Annotated in this window: 13 protein-coding genes; 11 read left to right on the forward strand and 2 right to left on the reverse strand. The window is 68.1% G+C overall.

What is annotated here, in order from left to right; all coding sequences use genetic code 11:
• The first annotated feature begins 145 nt into the window (after positions 1 to 145).
• The 3 genes from ACFQS1_RS39125 (at position 146) to fxsT (ending at position 6,092) form a co-directional block, all read left to right on the forward strand.
• Entirely contained in the window at positions 146 to 2,668 is a 2,523-nt protein-coding gene (locus tag ACFQS1_RS39125) for a WD40 repeat domain-containing protein (protein WP_378977872.1), read from the forward strand.
• Positions 2,669 to 3,155: 487 nt separating this feature from the next.
• Positions 3,156 to 3,533, forward strand: coding sequence for a hypothetical protein (locus ACFQS1_RS39130; RefSeq protein WP_378977874.1), 378 nt, complete (start codon positions 3,156 to 3,158; stop codon positions 3,531 to 3,533).
• A 21-nt stretch (positions 3,534 to 3,554) separates the two neighbouring features.
• Positions 3,555 to 6,092: an FxSxx-COOH system tetratricopeptide repeat protein gene (fxsT, locus tag ACFQS1_RS39135; RefSeq protein ID WP_378977876.1), complete on the forward strand. Its 2,538-nt coding sequence runs from the start codon at positions 3,555 to 3,557 to the stop codon at positions 6,090 to 6,092.
• A 355-nt stretch (positions 6,093 to 6,447) separates the two neighbouring features.
• Here fxsT and ACFQS1_RS39140 read toward each other — a convergent pair whose 3' ends face one another.
• Complete coding sequence (locus tag ACFQS1_RS39140; RefSeq protein ID WP_378977878.1) at positions 6,448 to 7,512, reverse strand: 5'-methylthioadenosine/S-adenosylhomocysteine nucleosidase family protein; 1,065 nt, start codon at positions 7,510 to 7,512, stop codon at positions 6,448 to 6,450.
• Positions 7,513 to 7,525: 13 nt separating this feature from the next.
• Positions 7,526 to 10,639, reverse strand: coding sequence for a hypothetical protein (locus tag ACFQS1_RS39145; protein WP_378977880.1), 3,114 nt, complete (start codon positions 10,637 to 10,639; stop codon positions 7,526 to 7,528).
• Between the two features lie 1,832 nt (positions 10,640 to 12,471).
• Here ACFQS1_RS39145 and ACFQS1_RS39150 point away from each other — a divergent pair.
• The 8 genes from ACFQS1_RS39150 to ACFQS1_RS39185 all read left to right on the forward strand — a co-directional run bounded on the left by ACFQS1_RS39150 (position 12,472) and on the right by ACFQS1_RS39185 (position 20,232).
• Positions 12,472 to 12,969, forward strand: coding sequence for a hypothetical protein (locus ACFQS1_RS39150; RefSeq protein ID WP_378977882.1), 498 nt, complete (start codon positions 12,472 to 12,474; stop codon positions 12,967 to 12,969).
• 280 nt (positions 12,970 to 13,249) lie between these two features.
• A complete protein-coding gene (locus ACFQS1_RS39155) occupies positions 13,250 to 14,413 on the forward strand; it encodes an IS110 family RNA-guided transposase (protein WP_378977884.1) in 1,164 nt (387 codons plus the stop codon).
• A gap of 16 nt (positions 14,414 to 14,429) precedes the next feature.
• Complete coding sequence (locus tag ACFQS1_RS39160) at positions 14,430 to 14,708, forward strand: hypothetical protein (RefSeq protein ID WP_378977886.1); 279 nt, start codon at positions 14,430 to 14,432, stop codon at positions 14,706 to 14,708.
• Between the two features lie 25 nt (positions 14,709 to 14,733).
• The gene (locus tag ACFQS1_RS39165; protein WP_378977888.1) at positions 14,734 to 15,855 is read left to right on the forward strand and encodes a tyrosine-type recombinase/integrase; all 1,122 of its coding nucleotides are present in this window, start codon (positions 14,734 to 14,736) and stop codon (positions 15,853 to 15,855) included.
• Positions 15,852 to 16,193, forward strand: coding sequence for a helix-turn-helix domain-containing protein (locus ACFQS1_RS39170; RefSeq protein WP_378977890.1), 342 nt, complete (start codon positions 15,852 to 15,854; stop codon positions 16,191 to 16,193). Before ACFQS1_RS39165 ends, ACFQS1_RS39170 begins: the two co-directional genes overlap by 4 nt.
• A 393-nt stretch (positions 16,194 to 16,586) precedes the next feature.
• Positions 16,587 to 17,405, forward strand: coding sequence for a hypothetical protein (locus ACFQS1_RS39175; protein WP_378977892.1), 819 nt, complete (start codon positions 16,587 to 16,589; stop codon positions 17,403 to 17,405).
• Positions 17,406 to 17,459: 54 nt separating this feature from the next.
• Positions 17,460 to 17,840, forward strand: coding sequence for a hypothetical protein (locus tag ACFQS1_RS39180; protein WP_378977894.1), 381 nt, complete (start codon positions 17,460 to 17,462; stop codon positions 17,838 to 17,840).
• Complete coding sequence (locus ACFQS1_RS39185) at positions 17,806 to 20,232, forward strand: tetratricopeptide repeat protein (protein WP_378977896.1); 2,427 nt, start codon at positions 17,806 to 17,808, stop codon at positions 20,230 to 20,232. The genes ACFQS1_RS39180 and ACFQS1_RS39185 overlap by 35 nt, the downstream gene beginning before the upstream one ends.
• Positions 20,233 to 20,654 lie beyond the last annotated feature (422 nt).

The raw sequence follows: 20,654 nt of genomic DNA on the forward strand, positions 1-20,654 counted from the left end.
CGCCTACGCGCAGCACCCCGACCGGTTCACCCGCCGGCCCCGCGCACCCCAGCTCCCCGAAAAAGCCTGGATCAACCAGCCAACAACCGAGGCACAAACCGTCTCAATTTGACTTGACAAATTCCGGATTGAGTCGGCTCGCGCTGTGCGGCTGCAGAGCACGCTCAGCCTCGCGGCCCATTTGCTGACTCCCACCGATCCGCCGCATGCACGGCTCGATGTCCTGTGGAGCCGGGTGGCGCACGATCCTGACTGGGCCGAGCAGGCTCGATCGCTCGCTCATGAGGGCAGTCTGCCTGGCCTGATCAACCACTGGACACTCCCAGACCTGCCCGACCCAGCCCTGCGCCACATTCTCACCGACTCCGCCGGCGTGGCGATTTCGGCCGATTCGGTGGCGATCGCTCGGGACGGCTCCTGGTTGGCTACCATCAGCGGCGGATCCGTTTCGATCTGGGATGCGGCCACCGGCCGGCGACGCACCACGCTGACTGACCACACCGGCGCCACCCTCTCCGGTACGGAAGGCTTTGTGGCCATCGCCCCCGACTGCACTTGGTTGGCTACCATCAACGGCGGATCCGTTTCGATCTGGGACGCGGCCACCGGCCGGCGACGCACCGTGCTGACCGATAACGCCAGCATCAGTCGCCCCTCCTCGGCGGGCTTCGTGGCGATCGCCCCTGACAGCACATGGCTGGCCACCACCGACCTTGAGGGACCGGTGGCGATCTGGGACGCGGTCACCGGGCGGCGACGTACCACCCTGATCGACCACACCGGCACTACCGACCCAGTGGCGGGCTCGGTGGCCATCGCCTGCGACGGCACGTGGCTGGCCACCACTGATCTCGACGGCTCAGTTTCGATCTGGGACGCGGCCACTGGGCGGCGACGCACCACCCTGATCGACCGTCGGGGAACGATGACGTCGTTGAGATCCGTAGCGATTGCTCCTGACGGTACTTGGCTGGCTACCACTAGCAGCGACGGCTCCGGATCGATCTGGGACGTCGCCACCGGCCGGCAACTCCGTACGCTTGTGGACCAGACCGATGCGGTAACGCTCATCAGCTCGGTGGCCATCGGACCGGACGGGTCGTGGCTGGCCACGGGCGGCAACGATGGATCGGTCCGGATGTGGAACGCTGCCACCGGCCGACGGCGAAACGCGGCGCTTTCCGACCATACTGGCGGGATGGCTACCGTGCGATCGGTTTCCATCGCACCGGACGGTAGATGGATCGCCACCAACAATGGCGACGGCTCGGTCCGGATCTGGGACTTGACAGTAGATCGCCAGCAAACGGCGACGGGACGGGTTCCCCCGTTCGGCCGCGACACAGGTGCTGTGGCATCGGTGATGTTTCACCCCGACGGTACACGGCTGATCATCACCAGCGCGGACCGGTCGGTGCAGGTCTGGAGTCTCGGTGACAACCGGGAGCCGGTCACGCTGACCGAGCGCATGGGTGCCGCCGTGACGTCGGTACGAGCAATGGCGGCCGCTCCGGACGGCACCTGGCTCGCTACCTCCGGCGGCGACCAATCGGTGCGAATATGGGACCTGGCCACGGGCTGGCAGCGTGCTCTCCTGCGGGACCCATTCCGGATGGTCCGGTCGGTCGCAGTCGCCCCGAACGGCCGGGAGCTCGCAACCGGCAGTGACGGGCTCGTGCGGATCTGGGACGTGGCGACCGGTCAGCCCCGGATGACCCTGACCGATGCGGCCGGTGCCGGATCGATCGCGGCGGTCGCGTTCGCCCCCAACGGCTCCTGGGTCGCCGGCGGCGACAGCAACGGTTCCGTGCGGATCTGGGAAACGGCGACCGGCCGGCGAGGTCCCACCCTCAGCGACCGGATCAGGAGCCTTCCACCGGTGCGGTCCATCGTGGTTGCGCCGGACGGCACGTGGTTGGCGACGACAGGTGGCGACGGTTCCGCCCGGATCTGGGACACGGCGGGCGACCGGCGACCCATCACACTGACCGACCACAGCGGCGACGTCGTCTCCGTCAGGTCACTGGCGATTACGCCCAACGGATCGTGGCTCGCTACCACCAGTGGCGATCGGGCGGTCAGGATCTGGGATCCTCTCACCGGCTGTGTTATCGCGATGACACGGCTGGGGCGGGCCGTGTACGCCTGCGCATGGAGCCCGGATAGCCGTATGCTAGTGGTAGGCGGCGTAGGCGGCCTGTACGCCTTCATGTTCAAAAATGGGGCTAGCAAGTCCCCGGAACCGACCTTCGGCCGACCCACCGCCGGGATCTGCCAGATCCACCTCGCCGCGATTCCCGCGGGGCCACTGAGCACCACATTCACATCTGAGACGGAGACCGGCGACCAGCAGGATCACGAGCCACCCGTCGCCCGAGCAAGTCGCCGGTCCGTGCCGGCCGCAGATCCGGAACCCACTCGAATACAGCTTGACCTGATGGACGACGGAACCTGGGCGGATCTCCACCCCGACCGGCTCAGAGGCTGGCAGCTCGCTCGGCTTAACACCGCTCGCCTATCCGTGACGTTGTGCCTAGTCGGTGTGATGATCTTTGGATTCTGGGGCCTCGCAGGCTACCTGAACCAGCAGACGACGCCGGAGAAACCGACAACCGATCTGCACACAGTGCTGATCGAGCAATGGTGGGTGCAACGGCATTTGTTCTGATCTCGAGCCGGACACGATGACGAAATTCAGCCATGGTGGGGCGCCCTAGTCATACGTCGCTGCCTCTAGTGAAATCACGCGCGCGTTGGGCGGCGCCGGACGAGTGGCATCGTAAAGGTCCCCTGGCGGCGCCCTCCTGGCGACGGGCACCCTCAGCAGTCGGCACCAGGTAGGCGAGGTACGTACGGCCTTGGCGCGGCTAGCGGCGGCCCTCGGGCAGCCGGGCTCGGGCCAACCGCCGGCCGCTATCGCCCTGAATCTCAATGTCGTGGTGGTCCTCGGCCCAGTCGTCACCAATCCAAATCGACTCTTCCAAGTCATCGCCTCCACTACCGACGGTGCCTTTGATAGCGCGAACCGTCTGTTGGTCCGTTCGTGTCACACGTCCGGTTTGGCGTCGGCCGTCGGTTGTCGTGTCGGTTGCTCCTACCCGCTAATCTGCGACCCTACGTGGTGTTCTCATAGTCTTAGGTGATCGACTTTGGAGGTGGCGGCCGACGTGGTGGATGAGATCTTGGCGGCGCTGGCCTCTGGTGCGGGTGCCGGAGTGTCGGGTACCGCGACTGAGTCGGTCAACAATGGCTTCGGGGTGCCGAAGGCGTTGATCCGCCGTAAGTTCGCCGGTCGTGACGATGCGCGGGCTGCGTTGAAGGCCGAGGAGACCGAGCCCGGTGTATGGCAGGCGACGATCGGCGCGGATCTGGCCGAGTCGGGCGCAGCCGCCGATGAGCACATCGTGGCGGCAGCGCGGGAACTGCTCGCCTTGGCCGGTGCAGTTGCGGGTAGGGATCCTCGAGTGGATGCGTCGCACGCCCAAGGTGTCCAGGTCGGGCATCACAACACACAAACCAACACCTTCAACTAAGCCGAGCCGGGTGTTTCCGCGATGACGTCCCCGCGCGAGGGCGGAGAGCGCCCGGTCGGCCCGGTGAACGCCCAACACGCCGAAGGCGTGCAGGCCGGCGACCGTAACGTCCAGAACAACTACTTCGGACGACAACGGGTCGTGACGTGGCCCTGCCGGGTCGGGGCCGTGCCTCGGCTGGCGTTCAACCGGCAGCAGCGGCCGACCGATGACATGATCGCCGCCGCGATGGCGGGCGGGGGCACAGCGGTGGTCTGTCAGGTTGTGGCCGGGATGGGTGGCGTCGGCAAGACGCAGGTGGCGGCGAACCTGGCCGAGCAGTGGTGGAAGGTCGGTGCAGTGGATCTGCTGCTGTGGGTGACCGCCACCAGCCGCGAGAACGTGGTCAACACATACGCGCAGGCCGCCGCCGACATCACCGGGGCCGAGGACCCGGATCGGCAACAGGCCGCGAGTCGGCTGTTGGCGTGGCTTGCCGGGACCGACCGGAAGTGGCTGGTTGTACTCGACGACGTCGTCGACCCTCAGCACCTGGCTGGCCTATGGCCGCCGGACACCGCCTTCGGCCGAACGGTGATCACCACCCGTCGTCGGGATACCGCGATGCTTGACGGCCGCCGCCTCGTCGATGTCACTGTGTTCACCCAGGAAGAAGCCGACGCCTACCTGCACGGACAACTCGGCGACAGTTCAGACCGCCTTGACGAGGCTGACCTATTGGCCGAAGACCTCGGCCGGCTGCCGCTAGCGCTGGCACAGGCGGCCACCTACATTCGCGACCAAGACCTCACCTGCGTCGACTACCGGCAGCGGCTGCGCAAGCGACGGCTAGCCCGCCTGAGTCCCACAGTGCTGCCCGACGGGCAGCAACAAGCGGTCGCCCAGACATGGGCATTGTCAATCGAGCTAGCCGACATCGAGACCGGCGGGCTAGCCGGCGTCGTCCTGCAATTGGCCGCGATCCTCGACCCGAACGGCATCCCTGCTCCTGTGTTCGCTACACCCATCGCGCTCAGCTATTACGGACATCGTGCAGGCCACGAAATCGACGACGACGACGCCCGCGACGCAGTCCGCGCCTTGTACCGACTCGGCTTGGCCGACGCCACGACGGACCCCGACGGGGGAGAACTGCTGCGCGTGCACGCCCTGGTGCAGAGGGTCGTGCGCGAAAGCACCCCTGCCGAACACCAGCCGGAACTCGCGTACACCGCCGCCACGGCCCTGATCGAGCTGTGGCCAGACACCGAACGGGACGCCGCCTCCAGCCGGCTCGGGCAGCTGTTACGCGCAAACACCACCACGCTGGCCGCCGTCGCCGGCGACCACCTGTGGTACACCCCCGACGGCACCCGCAGCGCTCACTTGGTGCTCTTCCGCATCGGTTCAAGTCTCGGGGAAATTGGGTTGGTTGCCGCCGCCCGCGACTACTACCAGCGACTTCTCACTGACAACCTGCGAATACTCGGCTCGGACCACCCAGACGTCCTGACAACCCGAACTCAGCTCGCCCGGTGGCAAGGTGAGGCGGGCGATGCCGCTGGGGCCGCCACCGCATTCGAGCAGGTGGTGGCCGACCGAGTGCGAATGCTTGGCGCCGACCACCCGTACACGCTGGCGGCTCGAAGCCAGCTCGCCGACTGGCGGGGTGAGACAGGAGATCCCGCCGGGGCGGTCGCCGCGTATAAGCAGCTGCTGGCCGACCGAGTTCGGATCCTTGGCGCCGATCATCCGCACGCCCTGAACACGCGCCACAACCTCGCCGACTGGCGGGGCATGGCGGGCGATCCAGCCAGGGCCGTCACCGAGTTGGAGAAGCTCCTGACCGACCGCGTGCGGCTGCTTGGCCCTGACCACCCGGACACCCTAACGACCCGAAGCCTACTCGCCACCTGGCGAGGTGAGGCAGGAGACGCGCCTCGGGCGGTCGCCAAGTTGGAGCAGGTATTGGTCGACCGTCTGCGGGCTCTCGGCCCCAACCATCCGGACACCCTGAACACCCGTCACAACGTCGCCTACTGGCGGGGTATGGCGGGCGATCCAGCCAGGGCCGTCACCGAGTTGGAGAAGGTGCTGACCGACCGCGTGCGGCTGCTTGGCCCTGACCACCCGGACACCCTAACCACCCGAAGCCAACTCGCCCGGTGGCGAGGCGAGGCGGGCGATCCTGCCGGTGCGCTCGCCGAGTTGGAGCAGGTGTTGGCCGACCGTGTGCGGGTTCTCGGCCCCGACCATCCGGACACCCTGACTGTCCGCCACAACCGTGCCTACTTCTTGGGTGAGGCAGGCGACCTGGCTGGCGCCGCTGCTGCGTTCGAGCAAGTGGTGACGGAACGGGTGCGAATGTTCGGACCGGACCACCCATCCGCGTTGGCAGCTCGAAGCCAGCTCGCTCGGTGGCGGGGCGAGGCAGGCGATCCGGCCGGTGCCGCCGCCGCGTATGAACAACTGCTGGTCGACCGGGTGCGGGCGCTTGGACCGAACCACCCGGACGTCGAGATCACGCGCCATAACCTCGCCCACTGGCGCGCTGAGGCAGCAACCGCAGAAGATCTATGACCACCAAGATCATCGGGGCTGCACGGGCCTGCTCGGTGGCCCGCCTGGCCGGCCGCTGCAACGACGAGGGACATGACCCCCGACGAGCACCAGCATCGAGCCGAGATGCTTCTGGCGGAGGCCGACGACGCGTCCCGCCCGGACCTTGAGGCATTGTTGATTGCCCGCGCTCACGTCCACGGGCTCCTTGCCACCCGTGCGCCATGAGCCAATGCACACCGACGAGACTCAGTCGAAGACCCAGTCTTGGGAGACGGCCAGTCCTCATGCGGGTGTGCCGACGCGGAAGGGTCGGGATCGGCTGTAAACCGCTTGCTCAGCGCCTAGGGAGTTCGAATCCCTCCGGCCGCACCACTCAGCCGTTGAAGGTGTTGTGCTGGACGTTGTGGTCGCCGATCTGGAGACCCTGGACATTCTCTAGCCGGACGTCGCGTGGGGCCGGATTCGGTGATCGGCCGGCCCGCCTGTCCAGCAGGGCGTAGAGGACCTCGGCCGAGGCACGGGCCGCGAACCGCTTGTAGCGGTCGTCCTTGGCGGGGTCGGCGTGGTCCATGACGCCTTTAACCACTAGCCAGTCCGGTACACCTTGGGTCTCGGCCACGGTGGCGATGGTCGCGGCCTCCATGTCCAGGCCGGTGACGGTGCGTACGCCCATCGCCGACAGCCGCGCCCAGGCCTGGCCATCCTTGGCCACGTAGCTCCCACTGGCCATCGGTGCCACCGCCACCGCGAACGGCAGCTTCGCGGGCCCGTGCACATCGTCGTAGCGGGCGCGCTCGATGAACGTGCGGCCCTCCTCGGTCAGCACCCACGCCACCGCGGGCCGGACGATGTGCCCCTGGGCCTCGATCGCTTCCGGCCGTTGCGGCCACGTGCCCGGTGGGAAGTAGCGTTCGAACGCCGGGTGCTTTACCGGGTCCTGATCGAGGAGCAGTCGCTCCAGCAGCCAGAGGGCGGCCTCCTCCTCGGTTGCGGGGCCGTAGCTGGGCAGCCCGCTCGGAGGATTCAGCTCCTGCGCGGCGCGGATCCACTTCTGGTCGAGTTGGTACTGCCGGTGGTCGCCGACGAAGCCGTCCCTGGTCTGCTTGCCCTCGTCGTACTCGTACGTCATCTCGGCCACTACTACATCGCCCAGCGCGACCTGGCCCGGATTGCCCGCGCACACGCCGGGCATGGCCAGGCAGCCCGGACGAAGTCGGTCGACCAGCGCGGTGGCCGCGACGCCGGTCGGGCGACCGCTCATCCGGGCCGGCCGGGCGAGCGCCACCGACAATCGCCGGCCGTCGGAACATCGGTACTCGCCTCGTTGGTAGGGATGCGGGTCGTCCTCGTCGCAGAGCGTCCAGTCCTCGATGCCGGCCTTGGCGGCCTCGTGCTCCAGGGGGATCGCCGCGACGATCAGAACGTCGATCGGGTCCATGTCATCTCCATTGTCACCACTCGATTCCGCGTCGCCAGACCTCGGCGTCGTGGTCATGCTCCCGGCTCTCCCGCTCGTACGTGTCGGCCAGCTGCCGGAGGATCCGCTGCGATCGAGGCCAGCCCTCGGCCTGACGTTCGTACTCCCGATAACGCTCGACCAGCGTCCGTTCCTGAGCGCCGCCGTCCCGGAGAGCACGCATCGTCGCCCCGCGCCGTTTGTAGAGGCCGTCCCAGAGACCACTGTCCATCGCGTCACTGTCGGCGTCCTCCAGCACCTCGCGTACGGCCAGAGGTGGCACCGAGCCGTCCTCGTCCGGCTCGGCGAAAGCGAGGACTGCGCCGATCTTCCCGTCGGCGAGGCGCAGCCGGCCGGAGGCGGACAACCGTCCTCTTGCCTCCTCTACCCAGGCCGCGAGGGCCTTGGCGTCGATGGTCCCGTCCGGGCCGGTGCCCGGGCAACGGCGCCACGAACGCAGGACCTGGAAGACGGCGCGAATCCGGACGACTTGGTCCGGGTCGTCGACGGTCTCGTCGGAGCCCTCGGGCCGGAAGGCGGTCTCGACGAGCTCGGCGAAGAAGGCCGGGTCCTCGGCGAGGCGGGCGTGGATCGTCGGCGTACGGGCGTCGTAGCGCAGGAGCGGGACGAGGTTCAGCTCGATCTCGGTCACCCGATGCGGCCCGAGCGCGTCCCGGTGACGTTCGAGCAGTTCGACGACGATCTGCAGCTCGTAACCGGACAGCTGGCGGTCCTCCTCGGCCGACCGGATGAATCCCTCGCAGGCAATGGCCGCCTCGACGGCGACCTCGGGCGTGTCGACCTGTTCGGCGTAGATCGCGATCAGATCCAGGGCCGCCGAGAACCGGCCCACGCTGATCAGTCCGGCCGCAGCCTTCGCGACACCGGTGAACTCCGGGCCGAGGCCGTTGACCCCGAACTCGCGCCAGTAGACGGCGGCCTCCTCGGGGCCGGGATCGGTGTTCTCTGGATCGCGCCGCGCCAGCAGTAGCCTCGCCCGCGCAGTCGGATCCGAGGTGCGGTCGAGGAAGTCGGCGCCGCCATGGATCCGCAGCGCGAAGTACTCGAACGCGATGTCTGGCCGGCTCGCCGGGCGGTCCTCGGACAGCCAGGTCAGCAGCACGTCGTCGTGCTCGGTGGACGGCGACTGGGCGAGGGCGGCCCCGATCAGGTCGCCGGTCCCGGTCCGGTCGGCCAGCGCCACCAGTGCGTCGAGACCGCCGGAGGCCACGATCCGCGCCACCGCCTCAGCTCGTAGCCGCGCTAGCTCGGTGAAGTATGCCGCGCTGGACCGTCTCCTCGTGACCCCCTCCGGCTGGGGCCATCGGTTGGCGAACAGCCAGAACGTCTGGTCGGCCGGTTGCGACGGCGCGAGCGCGTCGGCGGCCCGCCGGAACGGCGCGAGTTCGTCGGCCGACATCGCCCACGGCGCGTCGCCGACGTCGGTGTGCAGGGCGATCAGTTCGCGGAGCGCCTCGGACAGACGCCGCCGCATGTCCTGGTCGTCGATTGACTCGGACAGGGACGTCAGCCGTTCCACGAAGTCGGAGCGCTGGTCGTCGGGCAGGTTGTCGGACAGTGGGATGAGGGCGAGGAAGCGCTCGGGGTCGTCGTCGAGGTCGTCCAGGGCCAGGCCGGCGATGTCGCGGAAGGCGGCGTAGGTCTCGGCCGGCGGCGGTGCCCCCGGTATTGGCCAGTCCCGCAGGAGCGGCGTCGGGTGGACCGTGCCGATGCTTCCGTGCCGGGCCGACCGGAGCAGGTCGAGCAGCAGCGTCCGGGCGACCTCGGGCTGGTTGCGGAGCATCCGCTTCAGGGCGCGCAGACGGACCGGTCGGGGTGCGTTGGTCTGGGGTCGTGTGACCTCGAAGATCTCGGCGAGCGAGGCGCCCGGCCGGTCCGGCTGATCGCTGCGCGGATCCGCCGCGGCCATCAGGGCCAGAGCCTCGACCGCACCGCCGAAATGCTCGGTCGACCAGGCGAGCAGCTCCAGGGCCGCCTGGGAGGAGGGGCGACCGGTCCGCACGGCGTCGAGGAACGCGGTGGGGGATGCCTCGGCCAGATACGTCAGCACGTCCGCGAGGGAGACGTTCGCCTGGCTCATAACCTCGCGCACCACCCGGTGCACGAGGTCGGCCGAACCACTGCGGACCGCGAGGACGACCAGCGACTCCGCGATGCCGCGGCGGATCGCCACCGACCCGCCGTGCGTGGTTAGGACGCGGACCGCCAGGCCGGCGAATGCCGCCTGGTCCTCCTCGGTGAAGCTGGGCGCCAGCAGGACGATGGTGTCCTCGGGCGCCTGCACGTACCACCGCTGACCCAGGTGCCCGAGCATCGCCGTGTCCGGGTCCGCGGCCGCCTGAGCGGAGATCTCGGCCATCTCGGCGTTATCCACCCCGGTGAACTCACTGACGATCGCCCGATCGCCGTCGTGGTCGCCGTGCCAGCCGCCCAGCAGCGCCAGCCGCCGGAGGCGGACGTCGGCCGACCGAGCCCAGGGCGGGATCGCGAGCGAGCGGTGTCTGGCCAGGGCCCGCCACAGCTGGCCCAGCCCACGCCGGGCGAGGATACCGAGGGACCGGGCCCGGTCCGGCTCGATAAGGGCGGACAAGTGCCTCTCGACCTCCTCCTCGTCGAGCGCGGGCACCTTCACGGCCGGGTTCGGCACGAGCTTGCCGTACACCAGGATGGTGTGCGGGCGCCGGAGCGGGATCTCGTTCAGCGGCAGGCTGGTCGGCACGGCCATGATCCGCGGTTCCTGCGCCGCCAGGTGGGCCCGGAGGGCCGCCTGATCGTCGATCAGCAGCGTGCGATCGCCCAGCGGCGTGCCGTTCAGGGCCGCCGCGATGAACGCCTTCAGCTCCAGCGTGCCCAGCTCGCCCCCGACCTCCACGACGGCCGGGCCGGTGTCGAGCGCCGCGCGCAGGGCGGCGGCCTGCTCCTGGCGCCCGGCCAGCACGATCTCCGCGCCGAGGGGAGGATCGGTGAACGGCAACCACGTGTCGTTCCACCACTCCGTCAGCGGCACGCCGGGCGTGGGGAGCCCGTAGTAGTGGTTATGCTGAGTGTTGCCGTCGCCGACCTGTACGCCATAGCTGTTGTTGGTCATCGGATCCGATTGTCCCAGGCACGGGTTGGCGTGGCGACGGAATCCCCCGGGCGCGACGATCGGGGGATGAAGGCCATCATTTACACCTCGGCTGGCCGGCATGCACGCCACTACCGGCGTATAGCCGCAGCGTTTAGGCAGATCTCGTAGATCCCGACAGCTCAACTAGGCACGCAGATTTCCTGATCACGAGTGTGATGGATCGCCACTGGTCGGCACGCACGGTCGGCGGCAACTCAGCGCGTCCGGCAGATCAGCCATGACGTCGCTATCGAGATCCGACGTCGACCGAGCCGTTCAGGCCGGTGGATCGTCTCGATAGAGATCCTCTTTCACCCGTCGGGTGCGCCAGTGCGTTGCCGTTAACTCGGGCCGAGGGCGGGTCGGCACCGACGCCCAGCCGTGCTGCCGGGCTCGGGCGCTGCGCTGTCCCAGCCGGCGATCAGCGGGAAGGGATCGGTGGCGCGGTCAGCCTCATCGTCACAAGTCTCGGGAACGACCATGGACGGGAAGAGCCGGGTCTCCTGGGCCACGTTGCAGTCATCTATCCGGGAAGCGACCAAGGCGCCGCAGCTCTGGCAGGCGACGCACGGGTCGCAGCCCACCAGCGACCAGCAGCCTGTACCGACGAGGTCATGAACGATTCGGGTGCCGCGTACGTCGCCGGGTGAAAGGACGACGGTGCTGACTACTCCGTCACGACCGTAGGCGGCCTTGTCGATCGCGTAGGTGCCAGGCGCGACGAGCGGAGGGTTGACGTGATGATCGTCCAGAAGCGACCAGTGCGGCTGCGCTGGCAGCTCCACCAGCCGGACCGGGAGGCTGAGCGCGTTCCCGCACTCTGCACACCCGAAACCTCGCCACAGCGGCAGTGTGACATTGGGGCCAGGCGGAGGCGATCCAAATTTGCGTGAGAACCTCTTGAGCAAAATGCCGCCTCGAGTACGTAGCGTCCCGTGAACGCTCTCATCTCGGCTAGATCCGCGCATCTGATCATGAAGATCTCGCTCTCATCGGCACTGAGCCCGTCGGTCGATGTGAGGTATGTGTCGGCTGACGAGGCGACCGTGGTTCCCGATTTGCGCTGCGGGCTGTCGAGGTCGTGTTGCTGTTGGCTCGAGGTCTCTTGGCTGGACAGTGCGGGAGGATGAAGCGAAGGGCCGTGCGGGCGGGTGCGTCTGGCCTGATGCCTCGTGGGAGTCTCGGTCGTGGGGGTTCGAGTCGCTGGGGGAGACCGCGAGTGAAACGGGGTCTGACCTCGGTGTTGGTTATTGGTGTGTCTCTAGGGTAACACAAACCAATAACCCACCGATTCTAACTACCATTATTCCATTGTAGTGAGGATCCAGGAACGCCGTCCGAGTGAGTTCACTCGGACGGCGTCTTCGTGCGGCCTGGACGGACACGGCGGATTGAGGTCGCGAGTATCTACTGTGCGGCCCTGGACATCACGGTCCCAGTTGGGTGTACTGCGCCCAGATGCTCGGCCGGGTCGGATGCCGGTCGCGCAGGTTGCGAACCGTTTCGCGCAACGCGACGGCCGATCCCGCCGGGTTGAGTCGCCCACCGCGCGGTAAGCGGGAGCGCGTCGCAGCCTCACTGGCTCACGTTGAGTACCACGATGGCGTCACGGCTGTGCACCAGAGCGCCGCGTGGCGCCCGACGCCGGAATCGCTCTGGCTGTGGCCGCCCCGCAGAGCACCCAGCGTATGCACGGATTCATGATCAAGCGCGACCCGCCGAGGCCGACGGCAGGCTGATGGCTAGTTGGACGGCAGAGGTTGGCGACAGTGTCGGTGTACGACACCAGCACCGGCCCCTAAAGTGTTCGCATGAAACCCAAGGAGCTGAGTTTCTCGATCTTCGGCCTTGGTGCGAAGTGGGAGTTCGGGAAGGCCAACAAGGACATCGCCCGCCGCACTATTCGGTTCCTGGAAGACCGCCGGCTACTGTTCGGGCCACGCGGCCAGCACCCGAATGACCCGCGAGACTGCGTGCACTCAGCCGAAGCCATCCGCCAGTTCCTAGGCGAGCAGCTACAGCTACACGACCCAGGCGTAAAGCTCGCCCGCGCACTGCAAGAGATGCGAGCCGCGTGCCGGCGATTCCTCGACGTCGCCGCACGAGATCCTCGCGGCTTCCAGGTAGACGCGCCAGAATTCCTAGTAGCGGTCGGTGAACTTCGCTCGACCTTCGGCTTCTACGTGGCCGCCCTGGCCGACCGGTACAACCTCGAGGTGGACGACGACTTACGCCAAATCCTCCCACCGCCGGCCGAAGAGCCCGAAGACGCCGATCTCGTCACGCTGCTCGACCCACGCAGACGGTAGCCGGGAGGACCGAGCCGCAGGCGACCGAACCTCGGGCTGACTCCGAGCAGTATCAGCGGCTACTTATCTAATTGATCTACGACCGCAGCCCGGCCAGGCTTGGTCGAGGTGACTGGCGGGACGCTCTATCGGCGGCTGCCCACCGCGGTTTGGTGTGGCTCTCATTTGGCCTGCGCCTTGCCGGTCACCGCGGCGCGGAGAGGCTCCAGAGGGGACTGCCCAGCTCAAAGTAGCGCTGCCCTCCCGCCGACACACCGTCGGATCAGGGAGAGGCAATCGAGTGGCTCAGGTCATCATCGGCGTGGACCCCCATAAACGTTCCGCGACCATCGAGGTCATCGATCAGCGGGAACGTGTCGTTCGACGAGGCCGGTTCGGCACCGACCGTGACGGCTACGAGGCCATGCTCGCCGCCGGCCGCAAGCACACCGACCGCATTTGGGCGGTCGAGGGCTGCAACGGCATCGGCCGGCACGTCGCTCAGCGCCTGGTCGCCGACGGCGAGAATGTCCTCGACGTGCCCGCGAAGCTGTCCGCGCGGGCGCGGGTGTTCTCGACCGGTCAAGGCCGCAAGACCGACCCGGTCGACGCGCACAGCGTCGCCGTGGTGGCGTTGCGGACTCCCGGCTTGCGGAAGGTCGTCATCGACGACACCACGGTGGCGTTGCGGTTGCTGGTCGATCGCCGTGACCAACTCGGCCGTTCCCGCACCGACATCGTCTCCCGGCTGCATCACCTGTTACTCGAGTTGGTGCCCGGCGGAGCGAAGAAGTTCCTGTCCGCGCAGCAGGCCCGGGCACTGCTCAACACCGTCCGACCGCGAGACGTCGTCGGCAAGACCCGCCGCTGGCTGGCCTCCGAACTCATCCACGAGCTCGTGACAATCGACAAGAAGATCAAAATCGCGAACCAGGAACTGACCGAACTCGTCGCCTCGACAGGCAGCCAGCTGCAGCAACTGCACGGCATCGGACCCTCCGGCGCCGCTCGCCTACTCGGCGACATCGGTGACATCAGCCGGTTTGCCAGCCGCGCCCACTTCGCCTCCTGGAACGGCACCGCACCGCTGGACGCGTCCTCCGGTGACCAGAACCGGCACCGGCTCTCTCGCGCCGGGAACCGGCGCATCAACCGGGTCCTGCACATCATGGCCGTGGTTCAACTCCGCAACGACACTGAGGGCCGCCGCTACTACCGGCGCAGACTCGCCGAAGGCAAGACCACGATGGAAGCCATGCGCGCCTTGAAACGGCGGCTTTCCGACGTCGTCTACCGGCAGATGACCGCCGACGCCGAACGCCTCGGGACGGGCCCAGGAGGACACGTGGGGGCGACTCTGCAATCCAGCGCGGTCGACCCGAACCCCATGATCGACACTTCGGAAAAGTCACTTCCCGGACCCGTCGAACCCCAGCCTAGAACACTGCTTTCCACCACGCCTTGACACAGAGGGGCGCCAAATGAGTCAGCGAAGCCATATCTTGCCAGCACCAGTGCAGATTTCATCGGATGAAGCACTCGCCATCGTGGTCATTCCACGATCAGCACCGATGGAGGAGCTGCCGGCACTCCAGTCGATCATGTCACTGAGCTGGCCGTTCATGCGCTACCGCTGCACGGTAGCGCCGGTTTCCGGCTGGCGCGATGAGGTTCACCCGTCCGGCAGCGCGAGGCGAGCCGACGCTGCGACCTGCATGGTTGCGCTGATCCTTCATCTGATGAAAGATCCCTTCGTTTGATGTAAGCGGCGGAGGGTGATCGTCGATGGTGCGAGAGGCTGGCGGGCCGGGTACGGCGGCGCTGCACCTGGTCGATGGCGTGGCGCTGCTGCGCCCGGACGAGCAGGTCTTTACCGCGATGCTGGACGGCTGGCGCGCGCAGCAGCTGGCCCGGAATCTGGCGTTCACCACGATCGAGAAGCGGCTGGCGACGGTGCGGGCGCTCACCGGGCACGCCGACGCGTTCCCTTGGGCGTGGCGGTCGCAGATGCTCGACGAGTGGCTGGGTGACCTGCGGTCGGTACGCGGGTTGCGCCGGTCGACGATCCGGAACTACTCCTCGACGGTGGCGGCGTTCTGCGACTACCTGACGGACCCGGCCTACCAGTGGGTCGAGCAGTGCGAGCGCCGCTTCGGCAGCCACCCGGTCCAGGTGGTGCACGAGTGGAACACCGCAAGGCACGCGCAGGAGGCCGAGGGCGATCCAGCGCGGCGCGCGTTCACGCTGGACGAGCTGCAGGAGCTGTTCGACTACGCCGACGAGCAGGTGGCCCGCGCCCGGGCAGCCGGCCGTAAGGGCTGGCTGAGTCTGTTCCGCGACGCCACGCTGCTGAAGACGGCGTACGGCTACGGGCTGCGCCGGACCGAGACTGCGATGCTCGACGTCGTCGACTTCGGAGCTAACCCGCGCGCCCGCGAGTTCGGCGACGTCGGGCTGTGCCGGGTGCGGTTCGGCAAGGCGAAGAAGGGCTCGTCGCCCAAGCCGCGCACCGTACTGACGGTGTGGCCGTGGACGGTGGAGATCGTGCAGCAGTGGACGCAGGAAATCCGGCCGCTGATGGCCGAGGCTGGCTCGCCGGCGTTGTGGCCCTCGGAGCGCGGCGAGCGGCTCACGGTCAACGCGATCAACCGCCGGCTGACCGAGTACCGGCGCGCGCTTGGGTTCGGCCCGGGCCTCGATTTCCACTCGCTGCGCCGCTCGTACGTCACGCACCTGATCGAGGACGGCTGGGATCCGCTGTTCGTGCAGCAGCAGGTCGGCCACGAACACGCGTCGACGACCTCCATCTACACCTGCGTGTCCTCGGACTTCCGCACCCGCACGCTGCGGCAGGCGCTGGACGCGACGATGCTGGCCGCGGTGCGGCCGGAGAGGACAGCAGGATGACGATCAAGCGGCAGGTGTCGTACCAGTGGCGGCTGCGCGAGGTCATGGCCGGCCACGGGCTGTTCAACGCCTCCGACCTGGTCCCACTGCTGGCCGAGCGCGGGATCACGCTGTCGGCGGTGCAGGTCTGGCGGCTGGTCACCCAGACGCCGGAGCGGCTGTCACTGCCGGTGCTCGCCGCGCTCTGCGACATCCTGGAGGTCAGCCCGGCCCAGCTGATCGCGACGCGGGCGGAGAACGCCGCTCCGGTCAAGAAGGCCGCCAGCGCCAGCGACGGCTCGGTCACCGACCTGGCGGCGTTCCGGCCCAAGCGGGCCCAGCTGCGCCCGGAGCAATGACCGCGCAAGCCGAGCCGACGCCGGTCGCCTGCCGCCGCTGCGGAGTCATCCCGCCCGGGTGGCGCGGCCGGCATCCGGTCTGCGAGCGATGCAAGATCGAGCTGCGGCTTCAGCGGCTGCTCGGTGACGATACAGGCCAAATCCGGCCTGAGCTCACTCCCTTCGTGACCATGCTGCGCGACAATCCGCGCGGCGAGACCACCCGCGGGTGGCTCTACAACCCACGGGCAGCCGAGCTGCTGACCGCGCTCGGATCCGGCCGCCTCGGCCCGCTATCTGCGGCACCGGCTGATCGCCTGCGGCCTGCTGCCGCTGGTCGACCGCTACCTAGTCGACACCGAGGTGTGGATGCATCGGCGGCTCGCCCAGCTAGTCGAGCATCCGCACGAGCGGATGCTGCGCCAGTTCGCGCTCTGGCACCAGCTACCCCGGCTGCGGTCGACCGCCGCGATCCGGCCGCTGCGCTCGACTGCGAAGTTTTACATCACCGAGCAGTTCACCCAGGCCCAACACTTCCTGACCTGGCTGCACGAGCAGGACATCGACCCCGCCGCGCTCACCCAGGCCCAGCTGGATATCTGGTACGCAACCCACCGAGTGCACCAACGGCACCGGGTCCGTGGGTTCCTGCTGTGGGCCGCCGCCGGCCGGTACCTGCCGCGCGAGCTGACCGCACACCAGGTCGCCTTCAAGCCCGGCACGGCCATCACCCAGCAGCGACGCCTGGCTCTGCTTCGCCGTTTCGTCACCGACGACACCGGACCGCTGCCGACCCGGGTTGCAGCGTGCCTCCTGCTGCTCTACGCCCAACCGATCAGCCGCATCCACCGCCTGACCACAACCGACTTGCTCGACGAGGGCCCTGAAATGCTCATCCGATTCGGCGACCCGCCCGTGCCCGTGCCCGAGCCGTTCGCCAGCCTGCTGCGCGAGCTCGCGGCCGCGGCCGGGTCTGCCGAACCCGGCTGGCTGTTCCCCGGTAAGTACGCCGGGCAGTCGCTGGCCTACGCCACCGCGGCGAAGCGGCTACGCAAGCTCGGGATCCCGCTCAAGGAGGCCCGGGTCTCCGCACTGCGACAGCTGGTGCTGCAAGCCCCGGCGCCAGTGGTCGCCGACGCGCTCGGATTCCACCAAACAAGCACCGCCCGCCAGGTTGCCAACGCAGGCGGCACCTGGAGCCGTTACACGGGCTTGAGGAACCTTCGCGTGTGACCGAGTGGTATCTGTCCGTCAGAATGGGGCGTTATCGATAGGTGGGAGTGGGTCATGTCGGCAGTTGAGGTGATCGCGGCGGCGCTGGCTGCTGGAGCGGGCGCGGGGATGAAGGACACTGCTTCGGCGGCGGTGAAGGACGCCTACGCCGGGTTGAAGGCGCTGCTCAAGGCACGTCTCGGCGGCCACGGCGATGATGTTGTTGAGGCGTTGGACGCCGACGAGACCGCGCCCGGCGTGTGGCAGACCCACCTCGGTGAAGCGCTGACCGAATCCGGTGCTGCGACCGATGAGCAGGTGGTCGCGGCGGCGCAACGGCTGCTACGGCTGACGGATCCAGCCGGGTCAGCGGCCGGGAAGTATCAGGTTGACCTGCGGGAGGCGAAGGGCGTGCAGGTCGGTGACCACAACACCCAGCACAACACCTTCTCCTGAACCCGGCCGCCCGCCGACCCGCACGCAGATTGACGCCCGGCAGGCGCAGGGCGTTCAGGCCGGCGACCACAACACTCAGGTCAACCACTTCGCCGGCCGGGCCCCGGTCACCTGGCCGGCACTGGTCGGGGTGATGCCGGCATTAGCGGATCAGCGCGTGGACCGGCCGGCCGACGGTGAACTCGCCGACGCGGTAACCAACAGCGAGCAGACCGTGGTCTTGTGTCAAGTCCTGGCTGGTCTCGGCGGAGTCGGCAAGACACAACTCGCCGCCGCCCTGGCCCACCGGCTGCGGGGCGACCGCGACGTGGACCTGCTCGTATGGATCACCGCAACCTCGCGCAGCGCGATCCTCGCCGGGTACACCGAAGCCGCGAGACGTGTCACCGGCATCGACGACACCAACCCCGAACAAGCCGCCGCCCGATTCCTGGCCTGGCTGAACGAAACACACCAGCGGCGCTGGCTGATCGTGCTGGACAACCTCGACGACCCCAACGACCTGATCGGATTATGGCCGCCGACCGTCATTGGCGGACACACCGTGGTCACCACCCGCCGCCGCGACACCGCCCTACTCACCGGTCGGCGCCTCATCGACGTCGACGTATTCACTCCCGATCAGGCCGCCGCCTACCTGCACCAAAAACTCAGCGGGCAGCCGCAAAGCCTGGACGAAGCCGAGGAGCTTGCCGCCGATCTTGGCCACCTACCGCTGGCACTGTCGCAGGCCGCCGCCTACATCCTCGACCGTGTCCCCCGGATGACCTGCGCCCATTACCGCACCCTGCTGGCCGACCAACGCCGTAGCCTCAGCCACTTCGCCCCGCACGCCCTACCCGACCAAAACCGCGACATCGTCGCCGCCACCTGGACCCTGTCTATCCAGCGTGCCGACGAACTGCCCCCGGCCGGACTGGCTCGCCCCGTCCTCCAGCTGGCGGCGCTACTGGACCCCAACGGCATCCCCCTCGATGTACTCACCGCCACCCGGGTCGCTGCTTACTGCGCCCAACGGCTCGATCGGCCGGTGGACCGCGATGACCTCGACGACGCTCTGCACACCCTGCGCCGTTTTAGCCTGCTGACCGTCGACGAAACGACCGGCACGGCACGCGCTCACGCCCTGCTGCAACGTGCCGTCCGCGACAACACCGACCCCGACGATCAGCCGCCACTCGCGACCGCTGCCGCCGCTGCGCTCTTCGAGCAATGGCCACGAGTTGAACGCAACGCCAGTCACGCTCAAGCACACCGGGCCAACACGACCGCCCTATGGGCCGTCGCCAGCACCTACCTTTGCAACGCCGGCCGAGGCGTCCACCCGGTGCTATTCCGAGTCAACAATAGCCTCGGTGACATCGGCCTGTTCTCTCTCGCCGCCGCTGCCTACCGGCAGCTGCTCGACGACTGCCTGCGGATCCTCGGACCCGACCACCGCGACACCCTGGCTGCCCGCGGCAACCTCGCCCAGTGCCGGGGCATGGCCGGGGACCCGGCTGGCGCAGCCGACGCCTTCCAGCAGTTGCTCGACGACTGCCTGCGGATCCTCGGACCCGACCACCCCGACACCCTGGCTGCCCGCGGCAACCTGGCGTGGTCTCGGAGCAAGGCCGGGGACCCGGCTGGCGCCGCCGACGCCTTCCAGCAGTTGCTCGACGACTGCCTGCGGATCCTCGGACCCGACCACCGCGACACCCTGATCATCCGCAGCAACATCGGCGAATCGCGGGGCGAGGCCGGAGATCCGGCCGGCGCCGCCGACGCCTTCCAGCAGTTACTCGATGACTGCCTGCGGATCCTCGGACCCGACCATAAGCAGACTCTGGCCGCCCGCACCAAGCTCGCTACATGGCGGGGCAAGGCCGGGGACCCGGCCGGCGCCGCCGACGCCTTCCAGCAGCTGCTCGACAGCTACCTGCGGATCCTCGGACCCGACCACCCCGACACCCTGACTGCCCGCGGCAACCTCGCCCGGTGGCGGGGCAAGGCCGGGGACCCGGCCGGCGCCGCCGACGCCTTCCAGCAGCTGCTCGACAGCTACCTGCGGATCCTCGGACCCGACCACCCCGACACCCTCGCCGCTGGCAGCAACGTCGGCGAATGGCGGGGCGAGGCCGGAGATCCGGCCGGCGCCGCCGACGCCTTCCAGCAGCTGCTCGACAGCTACCTGCGGATCCTCGGACCCGACCACCCGCAGACTCTGGCCGCCCGCGGCAACCTCGCCCGGTGGCGGGGCGAGGCCGGAGACCCGGCCGGGGCCGTCAACGCCTTCCAGCAGTTACTCGATGACTGCCTGCGGATGCTTGGACCCGACCACCCGCACACCCTGATGTGCCGTAAGAACCTCACGTACTGGGGTGCTTGGGCCGAGAAAGGCGATCACATTTAGTAACATCGGTGCCCCGCCCAGCGGAGAACTCGCGCTAAACGAATACGCGCGCCTGCCAGTACTCCGGCGCATATTCGATCAGATGCGATCACGCGCCGGTTGGTGTCGCGTCCGCGTGAACACTGCGAGTGTCCGGAACACATTGCGAGTGATCTTGCGAGCTGTCCGGCCTACCTTGCGAGTGATCTCTCCGGCGAGGTGTTGTGCGCCAGCTAAATGTCAGGCTCATGATTGTTGTCATGGCGCGAAGACTGACCGGTCTTGGTGGGTTCGGCTTCCAAGTTGAATGGGAGAACCTAGTACGGCAGCCGCCATTTGCTAGCTGGCCAGGACATAGTCTCGTCGGAGACGTGCGCGTTGGTGGAACCAGCGTGCTCGGGCTTGGTGGCGGCGGCGCCAGTTGCGCCAGTGGGTGTCGTGGT

It is taken from the genome of Paractinoplanes rhizophilus (assembly GCF_042664765.1).
In the GTDB taxonomy this organism is placed as follows: domain Bacteria; phylum Actinomycetota; class Actinomycetes; order Mycobacteriales; family Micromonosporaceae; genus Actinoplanes; species Actinoplanes rhizophilus.

Coding starts and splice junctions, on each gene's coding strand:
- fxsT (WP_378977876.1), top strand. CDS start 3,555: ATGACGTCCCCGCGCGAGGGCGGAGAGCGCCCGGTCGGCCCGGTGAAC.
- ACFQS1_RS39140 (WP_378977878.1), bottom strand. CDS start 7,512: ATGGACCCGATCGACGTTCTGATCGTCGCGGCGATCCCCCTGGAGCAC.
- ACFQS1_RS39145 (WP_378977880.1), bottom strand. CDS start 10,639: ATGACCAACAACAGCTATGGCGTACAGGTCGGCGACGGCAACACTCAG.
- ACFQS1_RS39150 (WP_378977882.1), top strand. CDS start 12,472: ATGAAACCCAAGGAGCTGAGTTTCTCGATCTTCGGCCTTGGTGCGAAG.
- ACFQS1_RS39160 (WP_378977886.1), top strand. CDS start 14,430: ATGAGTCAGCGAAGCCATATCTTGCCAGCACCAGTGCAGATTTCATCG.
- ACFQS1_RS39165 (WP_378977888.1), top strand. CDS start 14,734: ATGGTGCGAGAGGCTGGCGGGCCGGGTACGGCGGCGCTGCACCTGGTC.
- ACFQS1_RS39170 (WP_378977890.1), top strand. CDS start 15,852: ATGACGATCAAGCGGCAGGTGTCGTACCAGTGGCGGCTGCGCGAGGTC.
- ACFQS1_RS39175 (WP_378977892.1), top strand. CDS start 16,587: ATGCTGCGCCAGTTCGCGCTCTGGCACCAGCTACCCCGGCTGCGGTCG.
- ACFQS1_RS39180 (WP_378977894.1), top strand. CDS start 17,460: ATGTCGGCAGTTGAGGTGATCGCGGCGGCGCTGGCTGCTGGAGCGGGC.